This is a genomic window from Shewanella nanhaiensis (genome assembly GCF_019457885.1).
GTDB lineage: Bacteria > Pseudomonadota > Gammaproteobacteria > Enterobacterales > Shewanellaceae > Shewanella > Shewanella nanhaiensis.
Genome location: NZ_JAHZST010000018.1, coordinates 1 through 23252, shown reverse-complemented (window position 1 = coordinate 23252; position 23252 = coordinate 1). Strand labels below are relative to the sequence as shown.

Below are 23252 nucleotides of genomic sequence, written 5' to 3'. Positions count from 1 at the left end.
AAGGCGCTTTCGCGCCTTATATACCCAAGCCACCTCAAAATGCTGAATCCTGCATCTTGAAGTTGTTTGGGTATACAATTAAAAAATATTTAATCATATATTGTCGGTATCGCTTCGCGTTTATGCTGAGTCGCTTTGTAGATCCCAACCAATCTATCTTCAACATAGGAGTCGACAGCTTTCCCCTCCAGAAAGTCATCAATCTGTTCATAGGTTAACCCAAGTGCAACCTCATCTTCCAATTGAGGCTTATCCTCTTCCAGATCTGCGGTAGGAGCTTTTTCAACAAGCACAGCCGGAGCGCCTAAATACGCTGCTAGCTGGCGAACCTGTCGCTTATTTAAGCCAAAAAGAGGAGCAAGATCACAAGCTCCATCCCCCCATTTAGTATAAAAGCCGGTAATATTCTCGGAACTATGATCCGTACCGACCACCAACCCACCTGTCAGACCTGCAATTTCATACTGAGCTATCATACGCATTCTCGCTTTGACATTGCCCTTCACAAAATCGAGTTTCGCACTGTCACAGATTTCAATTCCCGCCGAGGTTAAGCCTGATAATGTCTCTTTATGTACTGCGCTAACACCATCATGAATATTCACAGTGACCAGTTTTGAGGGAGTAATAAACTGGCATGCAAGTTGAGCTTCATCTTCATCTTTTTGAACATGATAAGGTAGACGAACAGCAATGAACTGGTAAAGCTCAGAGCTTGTCTCTTGATTAAGCTCATCAACAGCAAGTTGACATAACTTTCCGGCAAGTGATGAGTCAACCCCTCCACTGATCCCAAGCACTAATGTTTGTGTATGTGACTCTTTTAACTTTAACTTTATAAATGCAATGCGTCTCTCAACTTCATAACTTGCCTCAATTGCAGGCTGCACTTTCATTTCACGTAAAATCTGTCCTTTCACAATCTGTGCTCCAAAATGTGTTTCATATTACAGTCGATAATTATGGGCTAAATTAAGCTGAATACCAATCCCATCACAGGGCAAATTTATGCTAATTTACTTTTTAACATATTCAAAATACCAGTTCATTTTGATATCTACAGAACACAAGAGGAACAAATAAAAATGCCAGCAATCAATGCTGGCATTCCACTCACTTTCGATAAAGTGCTCCCTCTGTTAATAGACAAGCTTTCTCACTAGGTGTTTCCACCTGTCATAACACTCAATTATTTAACGACCGCATGAGAGAATGAGTAAACAATACCGAGTGAGATAGCGTGGGGGTCATCGCCCATCAAAGGCACTACCTTATCCCCATGACCTTTACCATTCACACTAAAGTTAACGTTATTGTCATTATCCATATTTGCATAGGCTATATAGAGTGTTGTTTGAGCATCAAGTTGATAGTCGTAACCAACGGCGATCTGAGTCGCATCACTTGCATCCCCTTCACCAGAACTAACGGCAAATTGAGCTTTTATTTTGCCCTTGTCTCCAACCTCCATGCTACCACCGAGGGAGAAGCTATCCCTGTCATTTCCCGACAAACCACCGATATCCATCTCATTTTGATAGCCACCGCCGACGCTAAAGCGTCCAAAATGATAGCCTAAAGTTACCGCTGCAGCAGTATGGTTTTTATCAACCATCTCACCTTGACCAATACTGGTATACATCACCCCTAACTTTAGGTTTTTCCTCTTATAGTTACCTTTCAAGAGATAATAATCAGAGTCATCGACTCCCTCCTCGGGAACATAAGTCGCTGCAGCATCAAACCCCGAAAAATCGGGAGTTTTATAATAGATCACATTATCGGAGCGCCCTGGAATGCCATTGGCTTCCCACAGGTTTCCCAGATCGCCAATTTGATCGGCAAACAGGTTGTAATCATTAGCATACTGATCCAAAAATGGCATATGACCTGCTAAAACAGTACCAAACGTCCCTTCTAACCCTATAAATGAGGGACGTCCTTTAGTAAATATCTGCCCAGATGACTCGGCACCACCGTTACCATCATTCCCCCCTTGAGCAGTGAGATCGACACCAGTCTCATATTGAAAAATAATTTTCAGATCTGAGTTAATCTGATGATCGCCATTAAACCCTAAGCGGGAAGAGTTGCTTGCAACATAAATACTGCTATCTTGCCCATCATCGACACTGTCGACGGAGAGGTGACCTTGACCGTAGATGTTAAGTTCGATCGCCTGTGTCGGTAAACACAAACAAGTGATACTGGCAGCTAAGAGTGTTATTTGTCTATTCATCATTCAATTTCCATTATTTATTATGTGTAGAGACTTTATGCATTACGCAGCTTGAAACGTGACAACATGCTTTGCAGCTGTTCAGCTTGTTGTGATAATTGCACCGCAGCTGCAGCACTTTGCTGCGCCGTATCATTGTTCTGTTGAGTTACGCCATCTATCTCTACCACTCCTTGGTTTATCGTTTCTGCACCGATTGCTTGCTCATTACTTGCCGTCGCAATCTCAGCAACAAGTTCCGATGTCTTACTCACGGTTTCGAAGATACTCTTTAAGCTCTCTGCAGTTTCATTCGCTATGGCACTGCCGTTTTCAGTTTTAACCACAGAGCCTGCTATCAATTTCGATGTCTCTTCGGCTGCACTAGTACTCCTAGCTGCCAAGCTACGAACCTCATCGGCTACCACAGCAAAACCACGGCCTTGCTCACCTGCTCGCGCAGCCTCAATCGCGGCATTGAGGGCCAACAGATTCGTTTGAGCCGCGATCTCATCAATGGTACTGATAAACCCTGAGATGCTTTTGCTCGCTTCGGACATCTCCGACATGGCGACCACCATGCCTTCCATCTTCTTGCTTCCCTCTTGAGCTGCAGTCTGAGCCTGACCCGCAAGCACACTTGCTTGATTAGCATTTTGTGCATTGGTGTTGATCTGAGTGCTTAACTCATTTAAGGAGCTTGCAATGTTATCTAGACTGCCTGACTGCCTAGAAGCACCATCTGAAAGCGCTGAACTGCTACTCGACACACTTGTGCTGCCTTGGGATATCTCATCGCTCGCGGTTTGTGTTTGACCTAAAACTTCATTGAGGTTCTCTGTCATATCTCTAAGTGCAATACCTAAGGAATCTCGCTCTGATGCAAGGCTTATACTCTGATCTAACTCTCCTTTAGCAATTCGCTCCGCTAATCCAACCTTTTCATTTAGTGAGGCCATCATGCGCTTCATCTCAGCAAAAATGCCTCTATCCTCCCCGCTACTTTGTAGATTCATAGACAAGTCACCCTCAGCAACTTTCTTGGCAATATGAGCAATGTAGGTTGGCTCGCCCCCAAGAAGCTCCATCACATGTCTTGTTAACCACAAGGCGATACCTATGCCGATTACAATCGCGAACAGGGTGCCAAAAATCGTTAAGTTAATGACTAAGGACTCAGTACTGGTCAAGGAGTCCATTCGCTCTCCCATCAAGCCACTCTCTCTCCCCTTAAAGGTCTTTATCTGCTCTCTAAACTTATCGAAATAGACCTTACCTTTTGCTTGGCCAACGAGATCAGCCATATCATCCATATTCTTACCATCACCAATCTCATGTCGCAGGGCGATTTGCTTATCAACAACCTCGCTAATCCAAGTATCTATCGTCTCTTTACTCTCTTGCAGAAGCGTGACTTGAGCAGGGTTGTCTGAAACAGTCTGTGACAACTCATCGACCAATTTATAAAACTGAGACTTACCATTTATATATGGCTCTAAAAACTCCTCTCTACCGGCGAGTAAATATCCCCTCATCCCCGTCTCCATATCGACAGCAGAGGCCACGATAGATTGCGCGCTCGCGATAACCTTATAGGTATGTTCGACCCACTGGGTTAACTGCCTCAACTCATATATATCTTGAGTCCTGCTGGCTCTTGCTTGCCGCTCAACCATCAACACACGTTCACGCTCAATAAACGTGGCGAGCTGATCTCTAAACCTATCGAAATACTGCTTTCCTTTAGCAAGCTTTATCTCATCGGCCATATCATTCATGGTTTTGGAATCACCAATCTCACCTCTCAAGGCGATCACAGGGTCGGTAACTTGGGTCTGCCATTCACCTATCGTTTCCGAGATATCATTGAGCAGAGAGACTTGGGCAGGGTTATCTGACACTGTTTTTTGAAGATCTTTGAGTAGCGTGTTAAAGCTCTCACGACCATTGTTATAGGGGTCTAAAAATCCTGGTTTACCCGCAAGTAGGTATCCCCGCATTCCCGTTTCCATATCAACGGCAGCGGCTTCTATTTTTGACGCCTGAGCTAATACCTCATGGGTGTGGTTAACCCAACCAAAGTTAGTGGCTAGAGATTTAACACTGACAAAGACCACAAGTGTAATAAGCAGCATCAAGCCCAGTATCAAGCCATACCCTGATAATATTTTTGTCCTAAACCTCATGTTACTGAACATATTGCTATCCATTGTTCACCTCTAGTCATTCATTAATACCCATCTAGCCGACAGCTAAAGGGTCATCTCGTTTCATGGGCATATAAGAAACAGAATAGGGATAATCTATTCACATTAGTGATTTAAGTATTGTCTGAAATTTCATCTATAGATGAGTTTTTTTATACCTTTTTAAGCTAAGGAGGCATGAGCATATAGCGATATGCAACAAAGATTTAACATTTAAAAAGTAAGAGGAATAGAGGAAGCAGAGATATAGAGGGTCGGGAAGAAAATATTATTAAGTGTTAATCTGACATGAAACAGATGGCTCAGCTTGCAATTTTTTACTAGCCAGATTTTTATCGCTATGGCTAAAATGTATTCTAGCCATAGTGGAGTATCGAAGAGAGTTATGGGATCAGAACATATTGAATATTGGCACAATCCAGCACTGCCTGAAATTGAGTTAAGCCGTGCTAAGTTCACACAATTTGAGTTTCAAAAACATATTCATCTTGATTATCATATTGGCGTCGTCTCCCATGGTTGCCAACAATATTGCCATAAAGGTAATACATATCTACTCACACCAGGCTCTATCTCAACATTAAATCCCGATGAAACCCATAATGGCCAGAGTAATAGCTCACGAGGTTACGAGGCGCATGTGCTCTCCATCCCAACACATTACATTAAACAGATAAGCCATGAGTTAAACCAAAAAGAGCTCTTTTTTAACGCCCCTCTTATCGACTCCCCTCACCTTCAATCAGCATTTCTGCAACTGCATCAGATGTTAACCTCTGCCCAGCAATTCAGTAGCTTAGAGATTGAAACCAGTATGATGGCATTTACAACGGAACTATTTTCAAAGCATAGTGAACTGCAGCCACTTAAAGAGAAGCTACCGACAGGACTCTCCCATCAACAAGTCAATCACATCAGAGCGCTGTTCCATGATGACTTAAGTCATGCATTTCAATTAGAAACCTTAGCTGCGCAGTTTAGCCTAAGTAAGTTTCAATTCTTGAGAGCCTTTAAGAAAACGGTAGGCATGACTCCCCACGCTTACCTGAAAAGAGTAAGGTTGGAACATGCCAAGAAGGCCATCATAAATGGAGGCTCTCTATCAGATATCGCCAATCAAGTTGGTTTTTTCGATCAAAGCCATCTTAATAAAGCTTTTAAACATGCCTATTTAATCACACCAGCTCATTTTCAGCGGCGTGTACTTTAATCATGGCAAAAGGTTCAATTGCAATTTTATCCTATCTCCATCAAATCCAAGCAGTGCACTATATAAGTCATTAGCCCAAGCAAACCTCATACTCCTTGAGTCTGCTCATTAACCTTAGGATATACCCGATGGATCTCTCTTTACTTCTCTCACTGGCCATTATTCATAGCCTCGCATTAGCAAGCCCAGGACCTGACTTTGCATTAGTGGTCAAAATGGCGAGCCAAGAGAGCCGAACCACAGCACTCGCTGCCGCTTTCGGTATCTCATTTGCCATTCTATTCCATACTTTATTAAGCCTAACAGGCGTTAGTCTGATAATTAAAAGCTCAGAGAATCTATTCTTCACAGTTCAACTTTTCGGAGCAGGATATTTGGCTTGGATAGGGTTAACAGCACTTAAAGAGGCTAGGCTTAGCTGGAAAGCACAAGGGAGTGTTATAGCACTGGAAGAAAATTCAGCGAATTTAACACCAGCAAAAGGATTTAAACAGGGATTTTATACTAACCTGCTTAACCCTAAAGCCATGGTGTTTTTTATCACACTGTTTTCAGTCATGATCACCCCAGAGGTAAACTTAGCCACTAAGGTTTGCGCTGCCGGGATCATACTTATATTGTCGATAGCTTGGTTTAGCGCTATCGCCTTGGTGCTATCTAAACCGGTTATTCAACAAAAGATTAAAAAAGCGACCCCAGTAATCAACCTACTCACGGGAATACTCTTTCTCACTGTAGCAGTTGCGATCATATCTGGTCTTTTTAAGACCTAATCTACTAAACACTAAACACTAAACACTAAACACTAAACACTAAACAATGAATAGTTAACCCTCACCACGCTAACACTGCATGATTCGCAAACTAGACTAATTGATATTTTTCTAATCGGTAGAGGAATGCTTTATAACTCAGACCCAAAAACTTAGCCGCTTTAGTACGGTTTCCTTGGTGCTTACTCATCGCTTGCTCAAGGCAGCTTTTCTCAAATGACTCCCACTCAATACCTGTTTCAGGCAAGGTAAACTGGGTAGTATTAATGGCTTTAGGCTGGCAGCTTAACTCTTCAACCATCTCTTGTTCATCACCTAACAGGACAAAGCGTTCAATGCGATTAGCCAGCTCTCTGACATTTCCAGGCCAAGAGTAATCCAGTAACTGCTTCATCGTATCGCTGGTGAGGGTTAATGGCGGCAGATTATATTGACCCGCATGCAGCTTTAAGAAGTGATCCACCAGCCTTCCAATATCCTCTTGCCTCTCTCTCAGGGGGGGCATATGTATCGGTACAACATTAAGGCGATAATAGAGGTCCTCTCTAAAACGTCCTTCTGAAACCTCATGTTGTAGATCTCTGTGAGTGGCGGCTATCACTCTCACATCAAGTTTTATCTCACCATTCTGGCCTAAGCGACTGATCACCCCCTCCTGTAAAAAACGCAGCAGGTTGGTTTGCAATAGTAAAGGCAGTTCGCCAATTTCGTCGAGAAAGATAGTGCCGCCATCTGCCGCTTCCAGTTTGCCAATCTTCAACGCCGTTGCGCCAGTAAATGCGCCCTTCTCTGCGCCAAAAAGTTCAGCTTCGGCAAGGTTTTCAGGAATTGCACCACAATTGATGGCAACAAAGGGCTTATTTTTACGATCTGATAGCTGATAAAGTGCCCTAGCAGCTAACTCTTTCCCTGTGCCACTCTCACCACCAATTAACACTGTGGCATCTGTTGCACTGACACGTTGAACTCGCGTATACACTTTTTGCATACAGGGAGCTTTACCAACTAACCCCACCAGCTCCTGTTGTTGAGATAATTGAGAGGTAAGACTGCGATTTTGCCGTTTCAACACAAGAGATTTGGCCACTTTATCGATAGCTAATAGCAAAGATTGCCTCTGATAAGGTTTAGCCAGATAATCATCTGCGCCCGCTTGCATGGCATCAACAGCATGGGTAATAGTCCCGTAAGCAGTGGCGATAATAAACCCCATATCGGGTTGTTCTCGGCGCACATAATTAAGCAGATCCATCCCCGTCAGCTGGCCAAGCTTCCAATCAGAAAATACCAGATCTGGCAGTTCTGATTTAATGGATAAAATAGCCTCCTCAACGCTCTCAGCACTCTTGGTTTGATACCCATTTGCAGCCAGCATTTTTGTGATCAAACTTCGCTGATCCGGCTCATCTTCAACCACAAGAATCTTAAGTTTCTGCTCTAGCATTATTCTTCATCACCTATTTTATTATTATCTGGACGAGCAAAACTTATCGTCACAACAGTGCCACCATCTGGATTATCAGCAAACATAAGCTCTCCACCATAATGCCCTTTAAGCAGTCGCTCTGCGATATAAGCTCCCATCCCGGTTCCTTCGGTTTTAGTCGTCACATGAGGCTGACAAATGCGCTCTCTTACTTCTGGTAAAATGCCGCAGCCCGTGTCTTTAACTATGACATGATAAGCATGACTCGTTTCATCTAACGACACACTGACCTCTCCATCGTTAGGAGTGGCTTCTACGGCATTAATAATCACGCCATGCAGTATGCTTCTTAGCTCAGACTCGGCCCCTGATACGTTATAGTGTTTGTCGCTTTCGCAAAAACTAATTTTAGGTTTAGAGCCCGTGATTGAAAGCTCTAGTAAGATGTCATGAATAATCGCCTGCAATGGAACAGAGGTTGAACGGTCAACTTCATTACTCGAAAGAGTGAGCAGTGATTGAATGCTCTTATCCATCATGGCAATTTTATGTTGGATCTTCTTAAGCTGTTGAGCCGCCTCTGCTGAATTGTCAGCCTGAATGGCACTTTCAGAAAGTAGGCCTATCGTATGCAGAGGATTACGTAAGCTATGGGCTATCCCTCGTGTCACCTCTCCAAGTTCAGCTAATTGCTCCTGCTGGGCCATACGGCTCTCTTTCTCACTAAGCTTCTCCAACTTGCGGCTCATTTTATTAAAGCCAGTTAATATCGCTTTAAGCTCTTTAACCCCTTTCTCCTCAACCTGGAAGCCCAGATCCCCCTCTCCCAGTTTCTGATGCCCCTTTGCCAATTTAGTCAAAGGCGAGCTGATATAGTGGCTCAACAGGTAAGCCATAAGCAGAGCCCCAATAGAGGTCAGTAAGATCAGGGCTAACATCGATTCACTAAAGCGTTCAAGTTGATCGTTAGTCCCCTGACTTGGCAAACGAATATCATGAGATAATTGCAGATCAAACTGCCCTAGCTCGGGAGGAACCGGTGGTTCTACAATCATCACATTGCCATCTTTCAACCAAGAGCCTGTATCTATCTCAATCTGACTAACAGCTTGATGTAATCGCTCGCGGTATGCCATAGCAGCTTCTCTGCGCGCCTCTGCAATATTTATCTGCTGCTCCCTGCTCATATCACGCTCGTGTCTAGCCATCTCTTTTAAATGCAGATTAAGCTCCCTCTCTTTCTCTTTTAATAGCGCTTGGAACGCCTCACGCTCTTCCTGATCCAGCTCACCATACTCTGGTTTTTCCAATGAGGAGAGCTCTTCAGCCAGTTGAGCAACCTCCCGCGTCACCTCCTCTATATCGTGCTTAAAATCGGCTTTCACCTCCTCAATGTCGACAATCGCCTCCATTACCTCAGCATCATCAAGGGCTAGGACAAACTCCTGCTCGCTGCCCACATTATCTATCAACACCTTAACAAGATTTTGAGATAGCGCTTTGGAGCTTTCGCTCAGCTCGTTTTGAAGCTCTCCTTTATAGTATTGAGAGATCAAAAGCTGACTCAAACCTAGCAAGATGATCAAGGCACCAAACAGTAAAAACAGGTAGCGTTTTATCGACATTCAAACCTCAGAATAGATATCCATTTAACCTAAACCAATCAAGAAGCGTACCAAGACCCACTCAATACAATTCAAAAGGTTAGCAGTCTAGACGTTAGCATATTTTTAACAAAAATCCCCAAATGGGAAAACTAATTACTGATATCAGGCCTATTCATCAAGGTTCGTTATCAAATGCCTCTCCTCATCCTTGATAAATAAGAGTTTCTAAGATTGGCACACTCTTCGCTAATAACCCATTAGTTAAATAGGTTGCCTCATCAAAAGGCTTATTAATTAAAACCATTGGCTATTGAGAACACCAAACTTGATAAAATAAAAGGAAGAACCATGAAACTAGATAAACTGGCTACTCTACTCGCTTGCACAACTCTGCTTACCTTTAGTCTTAGCGCAGCACCGACTCATGTTCGACATATGGAATCAAACGGCAGTGAAACCGTTATGGAGATCGAGCAAGACGAAAACGAATTAACTCATGTCTCTGTTAAGCAGGGTGATGATAAGCATGAATTTACCTTTACAGCTAATGAACTTAGCGATCCATCGACAATTAAGGGAAAGCTCTCCGCACTTCCTGAAAAAACCAGCAGAAAGCTCACAAGACTCTTAACTAAAATGTCTGTGCTGGATCAAGGTAAGTTTAAATTACTTCATAACAAAGAGATGGATATAAAAACCAAAGAGAAGTTGGCTGCCATCGCAAAAAAGATGGAGGGAAAAGAGGTTGAGATGGAGTTTATCGCCAGAAAACTTGAAGCTAAAGCCGCTGAGCTCGAAGCCCACGCACTGGAGCTTGAGAGCCTTCATGAACTGAGAGAGGGTGAGTATGAGATCATCATAGATACATTCGAAAACAGCATCGATGAGGTGATGTCCAGTCTCGGTGAGATGGAGATTGATATCGACTTTGATCATGAAAACGGCCACACAAGCCGTTTCGTTATCATTGACGATCATCAAGATATTAACCGTGCCCAGCATTTAATCCGAATGATTAAAAACAGCAAGCTAACAGAGGAGCAGAAGCAAGCCATAAAAGAGGCCCTTGAGTAATTAATTCAGTATAAGAAGTTGAAATTAAAAACTGTGAACAAGCCGATAGAATGCACCTTAAGAGATGTCGTATCCTAGGGTTAATATAACTCACACAGATGGATCCTTTATGTGGTGGCGAGTCACAATTATCACCTTAGCTTACCTGCTCTTGGGGGCACATTTTTTACGCTATGGACAGGAGCTTATTTGTCTAGCCTACGCCTGTGCCCCGTTACTTCTTTTCATCAAGCGAGCGGAGTTCACTCGCTTACTGCAAATTATTTTGCTCATTAGCGCGATTTTAGTTTGGGGAGTCAGTAGTTATGATTATGTACAGATGCGGATCGCCATGGACGCACCTTGGCACCGGTTAAGCGTCATCATGTCATCGGTCACTGTATTTACCTTTATAGCATCACTGTGCTGCAGCGGTGTTATAGCAAAACGCAGTAAAACAAACCATTAGCTCCATCAATTCCGATATCACTCATCACAGTATGAGTGATATCGAGTGACCTCACCTACCTGCAAGCTAGGGCTGTTTGCGTATTTTGTCTCAATAGTTGTCGACTTATCATATCCACCAAGATGTTCAACAAAGCAGTACAAGCCATTAGGAGCAAAGCGGTGCTATAACGAATTTCTGAAAAGCCACTGTCGATATAGAAGCCTAAAGTGGCCACACCTAGCATGCCAAAAATGGCCGTCTCTCTTAATATCACCTCAAAGCGGTAAAAAAGCAGCCCCATCAAATTAGGGTATATTTTAGGCAAAACATCATAGCAGTAACCATCGATACGACCATTATAGACTGAGGAGTTCACCACATTATCTGATTGTTTTATGGTTAAAAAAGCAATCAATGCACCATTGTGAAGTGCCAAAGCCAACATAGCTGGCAACATAGAAGGGCCAAGCAGTAACATAAAAATAAACGCAAAGATATACTCAGGGATCGATCTTAATATCAGCAGTAATAACCTTATTACCACAGAGAAAAATTTGCCGGTTAAGCGTTTAAATGCAAAAGCAGATAAGGTAACAGAGACGAGATGTGACATGGCCAGCGCACTCAATGCCAGCAATAAAGTCACCAGCATGCCTGGGATGGCTTGCTCAAAGAACACACTTTTACCCCAATTAATCAACTCATTAATTCGACTTAAATCCAGTTGAGATAAATCTGTTACCCCCTGCAGTGCTGGCGGTAGGATATCTTGACTCAAAAAACGCCAAACCAAACTAGCATCAATTGAATGCATACTCGGTAGCGTAAACAGAGCCAGCACCAGATAGATAATAATCAACCTAGGTCGGCACCAAAATGTAATACTGCCGATTAAGGCAATAAACAGGATAAGTAATGCAGCTCCCTCATGATAATGCCCCTGCCTAAATGCCGTCTCCAAATAAAAACCTAACGTCGGCATTCCAATAAAACCAAGAACGGCACTGCTTCTTAACGCACACTCAAATCGATACCTGATATAAGCTAATATCGGTACCATCACATGACTAATCTTCCCGTAGAAATAACGACTAACTCTATCGGTTCTAGCCGGCAACGTCTCCACTGTAGACTGCGGAGATTGAAGGAGAATATCAAAAAATACCCGCGCAAACGTTGCACCATAAGGCAGTGCAATTGCGAGGATCCCTGTTAATGGTGATAAACCAAAAATTTGCAAAAATATCAGTGCCCAAAAGATCTCATGGATTGAGCGGATCACCGCACACCCAGCAGCAATAAACCGATTTGAATAGAGTAACGCCAGTGGCGCTCCCCATATCAGTCCCCCTAAGACCCCTAACAATGCAAAACTAATGGTTTGCCACAGAGCCTCAAGTAGGTATTCCGTTGCAAAGAAGTCAGGCGTCATAAGCCCCTGTATCATTCGCTGCAGTTCACTCCAGGGATCGAGAGAGATAATTTCAGTATCAGAAAAAAGGAAACAGACGAGTGCAATAGCCCACAGGATAAGAGTGACTTTTTGCCAGTGACCCACAAACGAAATGGATTTAGGCATTACTGACAAGGGCTAAGGTTTCTGGAGAGTAGAAGTTATCGATCAATTCTGGAGTCAATGCATCTTGAGTGACATCGAGACACAGCTCGCCATTTCGCAAGCCAAGAATACGATCAAAATGTCTTAACGCCCCTGACTTATCGTGTAGGGCAATAATACAAGTTGAATGACCAGCTAGCACCATGGTTAACAGCTGCTCGGCCATCAATGGATCAAGCGCAGAAAAAGGCTCATCACCGATAAAAGTAGCTTGCTGCTGATACAAGGCCCTAGCAAGCGCGACCCGCTGCCTTTGTCCACCCGAGAGTTTAGATAACACTTTACTCATGGGCACATCCAGAGATAACTGATGGCACAAGGCTTCAACCTCAGCTAGAGGCGTACTGAAAGGTACGATCAAATTGATCAGATTATAGGTCCAGTGATGGCGAGAAAGCGCCCCCATATAAACATTATGGTAGGTACTTAATCCGTCAACCAAGCCCTGTTTCTGAGAGCAGAACGCGGCGCGCTCTTTTAATAGCGAATACAGATGGGAAAGAAGCGTTGACTTACCAGAGCCAGATGGGCCAATTATCGCCACCTTTTCCCCTGACGCTATAGACAAAGAAAGCTGGCGAATGGCCAGCTTGTCTGCATATTTTAACGTTAAATTATCGATTTTAACCATAGGCTAATCGATTAACCCTATGGCTTTTGCAACGTTCTCAATAGGTTCATAATCTAAGTTATCAGCGGGCACAAAAGACTTACGTGGAAAACTGGCCAAGAGTTCAGGATCGTCCATATCCAGTAATGCCTGAGTTAAGCGTTCCTTAAATCCATCCCCAAACGTGTTATCAACCCCCTCCCTAACAGTCCATTGATAATCAGGGTAAGTAGGACTTTGCCAGATAACCTTCACTTTATTCACATCAACAGTGCCATTTTCCACCGCGGTTTCCCAAACCTTATAGTTCAGGGCTCCAACTTGGTAAGCACCGGACTCAACTTGGGCAATGGTACGACTGTGATCGCCTGAGAAACCAATACGCTTAAACACATCTTTTGCTTTCTTGCCTAAGTTTCTTTCAATAAAAAACTCTGGCATCAATCGGCCCGATGTTGATCCCTTTGATCCAAAGGTAAAAGTCACCCCATTTAAGTTAGGAAAATTGTCAGACGGGATGATCTGTGCTGAATGGTGCGCAATAAAATAACTTTGAAAAAACTGATCTTCATTTCCCTGAGCTATCGCCTCTGAGCCAGGTACGAGTCGACGAGCCTGAACACCAGATAAACCTCCAAACCAGGCAAGTTGTACCTGATTATTTCTAAAAGCTGTCACCGCTGCTGAATATGATTTTACCGGCACATACTTCACCTCAACACCGAGCTCTTTCTCAAGGTAGAAAGCGACCTTCTCAAAACGTGTGCGAAGTTGGCTTTCATTTTCATCAGGAATGGCGGTAAAAGTGAAAACGGCCGCAAATACACTCGAAGATATCGAGCTTAATGCCACCAAAGCAGCCATTTTGAACAGCCCCATGAAATGTTTCCTTTTGGTAAAAATTTTGCGGCATTTTAACGAATCTAAAGTTACATAACTAGTAGTATCTCAGATAAAGCCATACTCAACGCAGCTTATCTTACTCTCCTAGCGCAATAAGTCAGCTCAGGTTAAGTTAACTTCAAGTAAAATAATGCAATGGATCAATATGACGCAGTTGGCACATCAATGATATGTGGGTAAACTGAGCCAAAGAATGATAAAGGTAGAAAAAATATGAGAATTTTGGTTGTTGAAGATGACCCCATCCTTTCCCATCACCTCAAGGTACAATTAAGTGAGTTAGGTAATCAGGTTCAAGTCGCATTAACGGCTAAAGAGGGATTTTATCAAGCAACCAACTACCCCATCGATGTCGCAATTGTCGACTTAGGTCTACCGGATCAAGATGGGATCAGTTTAATTCAAAGTTTACGGGATAATGGTCTAAAAGCACCGGTGCTTATCTTAACAGCCAGAGTCAACTGGCAGGATAAAGTTGAAGGCCTCAATGCTGGTGCCGATGATTATTTAGTTAAGCCTTTTCAAAAAGAGGAACTGGTAGCCAGACTCGATGCCTTGGTCAGACGCAGCGCTGGTTTCGTAAAACCTGTGATCACCAGCGGTCCACTAAATCTAGATTTAGCCGCTAAACAGGTCACCATGCATGAAGAGGTGATGGAGGTGACCGCATTTGAATACCAAATTCTGGAATACCTGATGCGCCATTGCCATGAAGTGGTTGCTAAGCAAAGATTATTAGATGTTGTTTATGCCGACAAAGAGGGCGATCCCAATACCATTGAGGTGATGGTTTCACGGCTAAGAAAGAAACTGACCAGCGGCGGACTGGATAACCCCATCGCAACCATACGTGGCCAAGGCTACAAGTTTAACCTGCCATGCAGTTAAAATTTAAGCCTAAGAAACGTCTGCTCACGCGGATGTTTCTCACCTCTCTGTCCATTATCGCCTTAGTGGGCTTCGGGTTAGCTTGGATGATCAATATTCTCCATGCCCAAAATAGCTATAATGAAGAAACGGCACAGTTAATCGCAGAGATCCCTAAGGTTGCCGCAGAGCTTAAAGAGCATGATCTTATTCCAGAAACAAGTGAATGGCTTGATGAGAACAACACTCCAGAGCGTTACGTCATCGCCAGTTGTGATGCTGACTTCAGGCAAGTATGGACCTCATCCTTAGCCGTCGATAAAGGCTTATTTGATACCTGCGAACGTTTTAATGAGATCCGTAATGACTCCCCCCCCTATTATCTCAACTTAGCCGATGAAAAAGGCTATTTTATCTACCTTTTAGCCGTTGAAATTGCAGGTAATAAGTACAACTTGCTGGTGATGAAAGATGCGGAAAATCTAGAAGCAGAACTCGATAAATTCAGCCGCCTGACCTATATCAGGTTGGCCATGGTACTCGCCTTAGCCCTTGTTTTATTGATCAGTGCAGGTTATTGGGGAATGCGTCCTTTGGTGCGAATGCGCTCAGAACTTGAGAGCGTCAATAATGGCAAATCCAAGAGCCTATCTCAGGATTATCCCGTTGAGCTTGAAGGTGTTACCCAAGCCTTAAACCAACTTTTGGTTCAGTCGAGCGCTCAACAAGATAGATATCAAAATGCAATGAATGACTTAGCCCACAGTCTAAAAACCCGACTTGCCGCTGTACATGCCATCACAGATGACATCAATCTAGATAAACACAGTGCCAGCGAGAAGATTATGGAGCAGGTCAGCCAGATGGATCTACTGGTAAAATACCAGTTAAAACGTGCCATGTTGGGCAGAAAAGGATTAAAGCAGGAACAGACCTTAGTCGCGCCCCTTGTTAATCAACTCTCACAGATGTTATTTAAAGTCTATCGAGATAAGCAAGTGATGTTTGAGGCCCATATTCCCATAGAGCATGTGTTCCCTGGCGATAAAGGCGATCTGATGGAGCTGTGTGGAAATCTGATGGAAAATGCATTTAAACTCTGTATCAGCCAAGTTAGAGTGAGCGCCAGCTACAACGATCATGGCGAGTTCTTGTTGATCGTAGAAGATGATGGACAGGGCGTCGACGATAGCATTAAACAGAAGATCATCCAGCGTGGTGTCAGAGCCGACACACAAAAAGCAGGACAAGGCATAGGCCTAGCAGTTTGCCATGAAATTGTGACTAGCTATGGTGGAAAATTGGAAATTGAAAACTCAGATCTGGAAGGCGCTAAGTTTATCATTACCATACCAATCTAGTTGATTAATAAAGGCTTTAACCAAATTAGGTTAAAGCCTTTATTTTATACAGCTTTGTATAACTGCTCTGCACGATTAAACATCACCCAAGATGTGGCAATGTATTTATCGCCACTGATTGGCATATTGCCGCGATGAGAATGAGTAAAGCCAGCAGGGGCTATCACCATGGTTCCCTTTTTTGGTTTTAACTTCCTCTCTTGATAGAAGAACTCTGTCTCACCGCCCTCCTCAACATCATTGAGGTAAAACATATAGAGCACCACTCTATGTAGTGCTTCATTATGGCCTGCTTGCGGGAACTGCTCTGAATGCCAATGGGGGTAGCCTCCCAGAGACTTAGGGTACTTCTGTACATTAATGGTGCCACTGCGATACAGGTATTTCACTAGAGCCTCAGCTCTAGGCTCGCCTAGTGTCTGATAGTTATCAGGTACCAGTGTCACCCCTTGGCCTTTTTCATCCGCCACTTGCACTGAAACCGCCCCCATAAGTGCCATCGCATATTTATTGAAATAGCTCGTGGAGTGCTTGAGTGTATATGAGAGAAGTTCATTTCTTAATGGAAACAGATCTTCAAAACTATCAAGGGTCAGATCACGACTAACCTTCTTGGTTAAATCCACGCCATTACCTGTGCATCCGTCGACCACCCCTTGATGCTTTTCAAAGGTTTCAATTAATCGATCACATAGATCCTCAGGAATTGCATTAGGGTAAACTTCTATAAAATCCATCATGGCCTACTTTTTATTCTGATAATCCTAGGTATGCTTGCATATAGGTTAACCAGTTGTAAAGTACATAGGTAAACTTAAATTATCACTGTAACAAAGCACTGATTTCTGGAATAATCTCAAGCAGTAGCAGTATAAAATCTAAAAATAAAATGAAAAAAAGCGTCAAAGTATCGGTCGAAGAGCTGCAGATAGGTAACTTTATAAAGCTGCCTGTGTCATGGAAAGATCACCCTTTTCTTTTTAGCAGTTTTAAACTTAAACAAGATGCGCAGATAGAGCTGATCAAACGTTTAGGCATTAGCCATGTTTTCATCGATTTAGAACGTTCTGAAGTCCAGCTTGATACCGAGCAACCGCTACAAACTCAACCCCCTCCCAAAGCCGCTAATGATCTCGACTCTCTCGCTAAAGAGATGAGTCAGTATAAAAGTGAGCGCATAGACGTACACCAGAAAATGCGACGTCAGTTAAGAAAAACTGAGCAAGAGTTTGATCGCTCTGTGTCAAAGATGCGCAGTGTGGTCTCTAAGCTTAGAAACAGGCCACTGAATGCGGTCAACGACGCCAAAGAGTTAATCCATGATATGAGTGAACAGTTGCTCAATTCGGATAATTTGGTGCTCCATTTGATGGGAGATGCAAAAGATGATGAAGGGATCTACTATCACTCATTAAACGTTGCCATTTTATCTATGTTAATGGCAAAAGAGTTAGGTTGGTCACGAGCAGATATTGAGCTGGTCGGCATTGGCTCTCTATTTCACGATACTGGCAAGCTGAAAGTTCCAGCAAGTATTCTAAAAAAGAAAACACCGCTTACCCCTCCGGAAAAAAACTTCTTCAAACAACATCCTGTAATGGGGGAGAAGATACTGCAGCTTGCGGAAAACTTCCCATCGGAAGCGATACCTATCATTCTCAACCATCATGAGCACTTAGATGGCTCAGGCTTTCCTAGAGGCTTAAAGGAGAAGAGTTTAGATAAGCTCTCCCAACTTGTAGCTGTCATTAATACCTATGACATGCTCTGCCACCCTGACGCTCAATCTAAGCCTAGAACTCCTTATGCTGCATTAGGCTATATGTTTAAACACTTCAAAACTAAGTTAAATCAGCAGTACACAGGAAACCTAATAAAAATGCTGGGGATCTATCCACCAGGCAGCATAGTCGAGCTTTCGTCAGGCCAGTTTGCCATGGTCATGGCCGTTAACCTAAATAAGCTTCTTTTCCCACGGATCTTAGCCTATGACGCTATGATCCCTAAAGAGCAAGCTCCCATTGTCGATCTGGAAGCAGAGGGATTAACTATTGTTCGCTGTATCCCTCCTGCAGCCTTGCCTGAAAAGGTTTATAAATATTTAAACCCAAGAGAAAGAGTCAGTTACTTTTTCGGCCAAAACAGTTAATCCATTTTCAGGTTTCAGGATAGGAGCTAACTAGGCTGATTGCCTTCCATTTCTTGCTCTATAGCGTTCTCTTCACTAATTTTAGAGTATCACTTTCTATTGGCGGGAGAGGATATGACGCAGCTACCCAACTTCGACAGCTTAAAATGGTTAGCAGAAAATAATCCTGAAGAGCTAGAACGACTACAAAAAAAACTCTGTAAAGAGGCGATTGATCACTGCCCCGAATCCAATAAGGAGCAGCTTATCTCAATGCACTTTCATCTGGAACAACAGATGTCTCGCTGCAGCAACCCTTTTCATCGCTGCTATCTGGCCATCAGCATTATGAATGATAAGTTTATTGCCCTTAACGATATAATCAATAACCCTCAGGAGTTTAGAGAACAAAATGCCAAAGTGTTAACTCTGCCGCCTAAAAAACTATAACCTGCTCAAACAAACTATAGCCAGCCCTTTCGCTTAAAGAACAGGTAAGTGCTTGCTGCACTGCCTATCATCATCAAAACTGCCATAGGATAACCAAATTGCCACTCTAGCTCCGGCATATTCACAAAGTTCATTCCGTAGGCACTGGCTATCACTGTGGGAGGAAGAAAGATCACTGCCGCAACCGAGAAAATTTTGATAATTTTATTCTGCTGCAATCCGCTAAAGCCCATGGCTGCATCGAGCAAAAAGTTTAACTTGTCAAAAATAAACTGACTATGGGGCATCAAAGATTCAATATCAGACAGCATCTCTCGCAGATCTTTAAGATCCTCATCGGTCAATTGGCCACGATAATAACGCTGCATGTAACGTAACGATCTTTGTGTATCAAGCAGGCTCAAACGTATTTTACCGTTAGAGTCCTCTTGCAAGGTGATCAATTTAAAGACTTTATCCAGTTCATCGTTATCAAAAACCTGTTCACTAACGCCGTCTACCACAGAGTAAATATCTTCAATTAAATCTGACAGGTAATCGACCTTCAAGTTAAAGAGCTCTAAAAATAGGCCCTGAGGAGTTTCAACCTCAATACGCCCTAATCTTAGGTAGTTACGTAGTAAACGAATTAAGCCGACATCATCTTCTCTGATCGTTAACAGAAAATCTTTTCGTAAATTAAAAGAGACGTTTACACCGCGAACATACTGACCGACTCGCTGAGGAAACAGGGAGTTAATATGTAAACCATCATTGTTTTGGTAAAAGCGAGCCGAAGCCTCAATCTCATTGATATCCTCTTCATCAGGCACCTCTTCAACCGAGTACTTACTAAGCCACTCTCGCTCTTCATCGGTGGGCTTAAAAAGATCTAACCAAAGTGTGCCTGGCGGCACCTTATCTTGAGTATCTAGCTCATTTATAGTTAGTTTTCTATTGATATAAATATAAGCTGTTATCATAGCTCCTCCTGAAAAAACACTTTGCCAAAACATCCGCAAGCAGAGCGCAGGGTTAAAGTGAAAACATTTTACCTGATATAAAACGATTGAAAAAGTTTACCTAAACTACAGGTTCTGTTCACTCTTGAATTGATTTAGCAATAATAACACGCTCTTGATTTGATAAACGTATGCTCAGTCCATCAAGTGTTGTGATCTCACTGGCTAAAATATCTTTCTTTCTTACTTGATAGGTTTCTGAACTCTGCTCAAGTGGCGATACTATTGTCACAGTGACCACTTGATTCCCATCTTGCCAATTCCAATACCAGTAGCCTCCACTTGCCAATAACGAGGTCGCGATCAAGCCATAAACCAGATACCTAAACATCATCTGTTGGCCAAGTTTACTTGTACCTTGACTCTTTACACTGGCAGCCGGTTTACGCAGATAAAATAGGGCTCCTACGATGATAAGCGCAGTGATGAGAATTTTAGTGAGCACATCTCTCTCCAAGAGAAAAAACAGATAAGAAGTATACCCCCTATCTACTGATAAAACTGTTATAAATATCTAAACATAACAAAGCAGAACAGAGGATCCCTCAACACTCGTTTCATTTAATTCAATAACAAAACAAGTGAATCAAATAAAAAACAGATCTCTTATCCCCTAAATAGTGATATAAATGCACCTAGCCATGCCTCTGGGTATAATTTAGCTTTTACACTAGGACTTTTCGATGAAACACCCTCTTCTCACATTCGCACTTACAGGGATAATTCCTCTCATATTCATCGCTCCAGTGTCGGCTGGCAATAAGTTAACACTCCCTAAGTCCGCGGAACTATTAGTTGTTAATGGCGCTAAAAGCTCAAAACTGTCGCAGATCTCCCTTGAAAATGGCACTAGTCAAATTGTGTTTAAATACCACACAAAATATAGATCCCAAGGGCAGGATAAACGATTCAGCTCTGAAGCAATTGTCTTAAGCTTTACCGCTGAAGATAAGACGCTCTCTTTAGTCTTACCCTCACTAAGATCTAGCAGTCAAAGTGATAAATTTAACCAAACCCCTCAAGTCACAATCGAAGACAGTCAAAGAGTTGCACTGCCGATTCAAACAGGAGTACTGCGTAAAGAGGGGATACAGCTCGGACGAAACTATAGTAAAGAGGTGCTGAACTACAATAAAACAGATGCCCCTGCCGCCGTAAAGAGTTTAGCCCCCACGAGTGTCGTTATCTCAACTCCTTCAACGAACCCTCAACTAGAACTAGAGGTCTTAAAAGATAAGGCTCCTGAATTAAAAGATCAGCAAAATATCAGTAGGATTCTTGATTTTTGGTATAGCCAAGCAGATGAAACGACTCGTAAGGCGTTTAAAGAAAAAATCAATAAAACTGACAAATAAACACACTAACAAGCACCATATGTAAACACTCAGATGCTAACCTATCCTAGTTAGCATCTAGTTTCTTCCCTACAATATGTACCAGTGAAAATACAAAGCTTATTTAGCAAACGCTTATAGAGTTTATCTATTTGAGTGATTGAATTTATCAATTATACAAGCTGAGTTTACTGCTATAGATTGAACCCATTCCATTGGGGGAATATGTTAATCGGGTCAAACTATGCCATCCATACCATTTAATCCAATTCAGTCACAAAACCTATCCACTTATGAGAATAAGCAAGCACTTTCACTACCGTTAGCGCAAACAGCACTCGTTGCAGAGGGAGGTGGACAAAGAGGCATATTCACAGCTGGGATCTTGGATGCTTGGCTAGAAAATGATTTTAACCCTTTTCAACTGTTAATTGGCACCTCAGCCGGAGCACAAAATTTATCAAGCTTTATCACTCGTCAGCTAGGGTTTGCACAAACATCGATCTCAAACCTGTCACGTTCCCCGCAATTTTTTAATCTTAGCCGCTCGCTAACGGGAAAGAACACGGTGGATCTAGATTGGTATTTCAATCAAGTTGGCACTGTAGGACAAACGGATAAAATCAAACAGCCACACAAGTTAAATACCCAATGTGGCTTAAAAAAATTAGCACAGCGGCAGCTGCTTATCTCAACAACCAACATATCCAATTATCAAGCGAACTTCTTCAGTCCTAGCCAAGAGAACTGGCTTACTCTACTGAAAGCCTCAAGTGCACTCCCCTTTCTCTATCGAAAAGGGGTCAAACTTGATGATAACTTCCATGTTGACGGAGGACTATCTGCGCCGCTTCCCGTCGAGGAAGCTTATAAGCGTGGAGCTCGCAAGATAGTGGTTTTACGAACCCTCCCTAAAGAGTACGCAGCTCACACCCCATGGGTAAACCGCTTAAAGTCATGGATATGCTCATCAAATCAATGCCCAAAGGCTATCGATTACTTTGTGCATCATGAGCATGCTTATCGAGAGTCATTAAAGTTTATCGAATCACCACCTACGGAAGTGGAAGTGATCCAGATATTTCCAGAACAAGGGTTAAAGAGCAAAATCTTGGGCAGTCGAGAGTCAGACCTAGAGCAAGACTACCAATTAGGAAAACTCGCAGGTACAAGGTTTATAGAGCAACACTCACAAACACTTTTAACCTTCCCCTCCTCTGCAAGCTTGGGAAACTACAAACAGCACAGAGCAGCTCCCAAAAGACGATACTGTTAATCTTAAGCCTTATCAATGATAAAGCTTCCCCTTGTAGGGCTGTTATACATGGACGCTCTTGGACGGGACGGCCGCGACATCAAAACGTTAAATTCCAGACACAAAAAAGCCCTAGCATTCTTAGTTTATAAGAGTTGCTAGGGCTCATCGTAATGTTTGTGGGTGGGTACAACGATAGCTGTGAGCTTACGGTAGAAAAACTGTTCCTGACGTTTTCTACATTCCCTACATCCATGTTGGCTAGCGCGAAGCAAAGCGGAGCTGGAGCGGACTTGCTCTTATCAAGAGACGAACCCGCGACCCCCGGCGTGACAGGCCGACTATCTCTAATAAAAAGCCCTAATATCTCCATGGATGGAGTGTATGCTCAACATTGTCTGGAACAATGTAAGTCCAACTGAACTACCGCTCGTGTAATTCTTAAAATACAAAAAAGCCTCGTCATTTCTGACGAGGCTTCGATGTAAGTGGCGGAGCGGACGGGACTCGAACCCGTGTGCCTTCGGCACGTGAGACAGGCCGACTATCTCTAATTAAAAGCCCTAACCAACTGAACTACCGCTCTGCTCTTATGTTTTATAAATAATTGAGATACGAAAAAGCCCTAGCATTTCTGCTAGGGCTTATCGTAATGTTGGCGGAGCGGACGGGACTCGAACCCGCGACCCCCGGCGTGACAGGCCGGTATTCTAACCAACTGAACTACCGCTCCTTTAGTTTCAAGCTTACGCATAAAACTAAATTAGGCGCCTGGAAATG

The 23252-nt window shown here is 43.0% G+C and carries 21 protein-coding genes and 1 tRNA gene; 10 read left to right on the top strand and 12 right to left on the bottom strand.

The window, feature by feature from the left end:
* Positions 1-89: 89 nt before the first annotated feature.
* From nadE to K0625_RS19755, 3 genes are all read right to left on the bottom strand, one after another.
* Positions 90-920, bottom strand: coding sequence for an NAD(+) synthase (gene nadE, locus K0625_RS19765; protein WP_220111244.1), 831 nt, complete (start codon positions 918-920; stop codon positions 90-92).
* 269 nt (positions 921-1189) lie between these two features.
* Positions 1190-2242 (bottom strand): porin, encoded by a 1053-nt coding sequence (locus tag K0625_RS19760; RefSeq protein ID WP_220111243.1) that lies wholly within the window; start codon positions 2240-2242, stop codon positions 1190-1192.
* Positions 2243-2274: 32 nt separating this feature from the next.
* Positions 2275-4428 (bottom strand): CHASE3 domain-containing protein, encoded by a 2154-nt coding sequence (locus K0625_RS19755; protein ID WP_232847198.1) that lies wholly within the window; start codon positions 4426-4428, stop codon positions 2275-2277.
* 382 nt (positions 4429-4810) lie between these two features.
* On the opposite strand from K0625_RS19755, the gene K0625_RS19750 reads away from it, so the two are divergent.
* Together K0625_RS19750 and K0625_RS19745 are read left to right on the top strand one after the other, a co-directional pair.
* Positions 4811-5635: an AraC family transcriptional regulator gene (locus K0625_RS19750; RefSeq protein WP_220111242.1), complete on the top strand. Its 825-nt coding sequence runs from the start codon at positions 4811-4813 to the stop codon at positions 5633-5635.
* Positions 5636-5763: 128 nt separating this feature from the next.
* On the top strand, positions 5764-6408 hold the full coding sequence (locus tag K0625_RS19745; RefSeq protein ID WP_220111241.1) for a LysE family transporter: 645 nt from the start codon (positions 5764-5766) through the stop codon (positions 6406-6408).
* Positions 6409-6499: 91 nt separating this feature from the next.
* Here K0625_RS19745 and K0625_RS19740 read toward each other — a convergent pair whose 3' ends face one another.
* Positions 6500-7852 carry a sigma-54-dependent transcriptional regulator gene (locus tag K0625_RS19740; protein WP_220111240.1) on the bottom strand — a complete coding sequence of 451 codons (1353 nt, stop codon included), beginning with the start codon at positions 7850-7852 and terminating at the stop codon, positions 6500-6502.
* Complete coding sequence (locus K0625_RS19735) at positions 7852-9459, bottom strand: sensor histidine kinase (protein WP_220111239.1); 1608 nt, start codon at positions 9457-9459, stop codon at positions 7852-7854. Before K0625_RS19735 ends, K0625_RS19740 begins: the two co-directional genes overlap by 1 nt.
* A gap of 330 nt (positions 9460-9789) precedes the next feature.
* Here K0625_RS19735 and K0625_RS19730 point away from each other — a divergent pair, with 330 nt between their 5' ends.
* Positions 9790-10515, top strand: a complete 726-nt coding sequence (locus K0625_RS19730; RefSeq protein WP_220111238.1) for a hypothetical protein — start codon at positions 9790-9792, stop codon at positions 10513-10515.
* Between the two features lie 109 nt (positions 10516-10624).
* Positions 10625-10963, top strand: a complete 339-nt coding sequence (locus K0625_RS19725; protein WP_220111237.1) for a hypothetical protein — start codon at positions 10625-10627, stop codon at positions 10961-10963.
* A gap of 55 nt (positions 10964-11018) precedes the next feature.
* On the opposite strand, the gene K0625_RS19720 is transcribed toward K0625_RS19725, so the two are convergent.
* From K0625_RS19720 to K0625_RS19710, 3 genes are read right to left on the bottom strand one after another with little or no spacing between them, the layout of a single operon-like run.
* Positions 11019-12524, bottom strand: a complete 1506-nt coding sequence (locus tag K0625_RS19720; protein ID WP_220111236.1) for a PhnE/PtxC family ABC transporter permease — start codon at positions 12522-12524, stop codon at positions 11019-11021.
* Positions 12517-13194, bottom strand: a complete 678-nt coding sequence (locus tag K0625_RS19715; protein ID WP_220111235.1) for an ATP-binding cassette domain-containing protein — start codon at positions 13192-13194, stop codon at positions 12517-12519. The genes K0625_RS19720 and K0625_RS19715 overlap by 8 nt, the downstream gene beginning before the upstream one ends.
* A gap of 3 nt (positions 13195-13197) precedes the next feature.
* Positions 13198-14052 carry a putative selenate ABC transporter substrate-binding protein gene (locus tag K0625_RS19710; RefSeq protein ID WP_220111234.1) on the bottom strand — a complete coding sequence of 285 codons (855 nt, stop codon included), beginning with the start codon at positions 14050-14052 and terminating at the stop codon, positions 13198-13200.
* A 237-nt stretch (positions 14053-14289) separates the two neighbouring features.
* Here K0625_RS19710 and K0625_RS19705 point away from each other — a divergent pair, with 237 nt between their 5' ends.
* A complete protein-coding gene (locus tag K0625_RS19705; RefSeq protein ID WP_012325415.1) occupies positions 14290-14964 on the top strand; it encodes a response regulator in 675 nt (224 codons plus the stop codon).
* Positions 14955-16304 (top strand): ATP-binding protein, encoded by a 1350-nt coding sequence (locus K0625_RS19700; protein ID WP_220111233.1) that lies wholly within the window; start codon positions 14955-14957, stop codon positions 16302-16304. Before K0625_RS19705 ends, K0625_RS19700 begins: the two co-directional genes overlap by 10 nt.
* 44 nt (positions 16305-16348) lie before the next feature.
* On the opposite strand, the gene K0625_RS19695 is transcribed toward K0625_RS19700, so the two are convergent.
* Positions 16349-17041, bottom strand: a complete 693-nt coding sequence (locus K0625_RS19695) for a 2OG-Fe(II) oxygenase (protein ID WP_220111310.1) — start codon at positions 17039-17041, stop codon at positions 16349-16351.
* 152 nt (positions 17042-17193) lie between these two features.
* On the opposite strand from K0625_RS19695, the gene K0625_RS19690 reads away from it, so the two are divergent.
* Both K0625_RS19690 and K0625_RS19685 read left to right on the top strand, forming a co-directional pair.
* Positions 17194-18453, top strand: coding sequence for an HD-GYP domain-containing protein (locus K0625_RS19690; RefSeq protein WP_220111232.1), 1260 nt, complete (start codon positions 17194-17196; stop codon positions 18451-18453).
* A gap of 114 nt (positions 18454-18567) precedes the next feature.
* Positions 18568-18882, top strand: a complete 315-nt coding sequence (locus tag K0625_RS19685; RefSeq protein WP_012325419.1) for a DUF3135 domain-containing protein — start codon at positions 18568-18570, stop codon at positions 18880-18882.
* A gap of 14 nt (positions 18883-18896) precedes the next feature.
* On the opposite strand, the gene corA is transcribed toward K0625_RS19685, so the two are convergent.
* Both corA and K0625_RS19675 read right to left on the bottom strand, forming a co-directional pair.
* The gene (gene corA, locus K0625_RS19680) at positions 18897-19844 is read right to left on the bottom strand and encodes a magnesium/cobalt transporter CorA (RefSeq protein WP_220111231.1); all 948 of its coding nucleotides are present in this window, start codon (positions 19842-19844) and stop codon (positions 18897-18899) included.
* Between the two features lie 118 nt (positions 19845-19962).
* Entirely contained in the window at positions 19963-20328 is a 366-nt protein-coding gene (locus tag K0625_RS19675) for a hypothetical protein (RefSeq protein ID WP_220111230.1), read from the bottom strand.
* Between the two features lie 238 nt (positions 20329-20566).
* Here K0625_RS19675 and K0625_RS19670 point away from each other — a divergent pair, with 238 nt between their 5' ends.
* Complete coding sequence (locus tag K0625_RS19670; RefSeq protein WP_220111229.1) at positions 20567-21238, top strand: YccT family protein; 672 nt, start codon at positions 20567-20569, stop codon at positions 21236-21238.
* A 223-nt stretch (positions 21239-21461) separates the two neighbouring features.
* Positions 21462-22493 (top strand): patatin-like phospholipase family protein, encoded by a 1032-nt coding sequence (locus tag K0625_RS19665; protein WP_220111228.1) that lies wholly within the window; start codon positions 21462-21464, stop codon positions 22491-22493.
* A gap of 635 nt (positions 22494-23128) precedes the next feature.
* Here K0625_RS19665 and K0625_RS19660 read toward each other — a convergent pair.
* Positions 23129-23205, bottom strand: a tRNA-Asp gene (locus K0625_RS19660).
* Positions 23206-23252 lie beyond the last annotated feature (47 nt).

Bases quoted from the DNA above. Each gene is read 5' to 3' on its own strand.
- K0625_RS19735 (WP_220111239.1), bottom strand. From the start codon at position 9,459: ATGTCGATAAAACGCTACCTGTTTTTACTGTTTGGTGCCTTGATCATC.
- K0625_RS19690 (WP_220111232.1), top strand. From the start codon at position 17,194: ATGAAAAAAAGCGTCAAAGTATCGGTCGAAGAGCTGCAGATAGGTAAC.
- K0625_RS19710 (WP_220111234.1), bottom strand. From the start codon at position 14,052: ATGGGGCTGTTCAAAATGGCTGCTTTGGTGGCATTAAGCTCGATATCT.
- K0625_RS19755 (WP_232847198.1), bottom strand. From the start codon at position 4,428: ATGGATAGCAATATGTTCAGTAACATGAGGTTTAGGACAAAAATATTA.
- K0625_RS19725 (WP_220111237.1), top strand. From the start codon at position 10,625: ATGTGGTGGCGAGTCACAATTATCACCTTAGCTTACCTGCTCTTGGGG.
- corA (WP_220111231.1), bottom strand. From the start codon at position 19,844: ATGATAACAGCTTATATTTATATCAATAGAAAACTAACTATAAATGAG.
- K0625_RS19705 (WP_012325415.1), top strand. From the start codon at position 14,290: ATGAGAATTTTGGTTGTTGAAGATGACCCCATCCTTTCCCATCACCTC.
- K0625_RS19720 (WP_220111236.1), bottom strand. From the start codon at position 12,524: ATGCCTAAATCCATTTCGTTTGTGGGTCACTGGCAAAAAGTCACTCTT.
- K0625_RS19730 (WP_220111238.1), top strand. From the start codon at position 9,790: ATGAAACTAGATAAACTGGCTACTCTACTCGCTTGCACAACTCTGCTT.
- K0625_RS19760 (WP_220111243.1), bottom strand. From the start codon at position 2,242: ATGATGAATAGACAAATAACACTCTTAGCTGCCAGTATCACTTGTTTG.
- K0625_RS19740 (WP_220111240.1), bottom strand. From the start codon at position 7,852: ATGCTAGAGCAGAAACTTAAGATTCTTGTGGTTGAAGATGAGCCGGAT.
- K0625_RS19685 (WP_012325419.1), top strand. From the start codon at position 18,568: ATGACGCAGCTACCCAACTTCGACAGCTTAAAATGGTTAGCAGAAAAT.
- K0625_RS19695 (WP_220111310.1), bottom strand. From the start codon at position 17,041: ATGGATTTTATAGAAGTTTACCCTAATGCAATTCCTGAGGATCTATGT.
- K0625_RS19670 (WP_220111229.1), top strand. From the start codon at position 20,567: ATGAAACACCCTCTTCTCACATTCGCACTTACAGGGATAATTCCTCTC.
- K0625_RS19745 (WP_220111241.1), top strand. From the start codon at position 5,764: ATGGATCTCTCTTTACTTCTCTCACTGGCCATTATTCATAGCCTCGCA.
- K0625_RS19665 (WP_220111228.1), top strand. From the start codon at position 21,462: ATGCCATCCATACCATTTAATCCAATTCAGTCACAAAACCTATCCACT.
- K0625_RS19700 (WP_220111233.1), top strand. From the start codon at position 14,955: ATGCAGTTAAAATTTAAGCCTAAGAAACGTCTGCTCACGCGGATGTTT.
- K0625_RS19750 (WP_220111242.1), top strand. From the start codon at position 4,811: ATGGGATCAGAACATATTGAATATTGGCACAATCCAGCACTGCCTGAA.
- K0625_RS19715 (WP_220111235.1), bottom strand. From the start codon at position 13,194: ATGGTTAAAATCGATAATTTAACGTTAAAATATGCAGACAAGCTGGCC.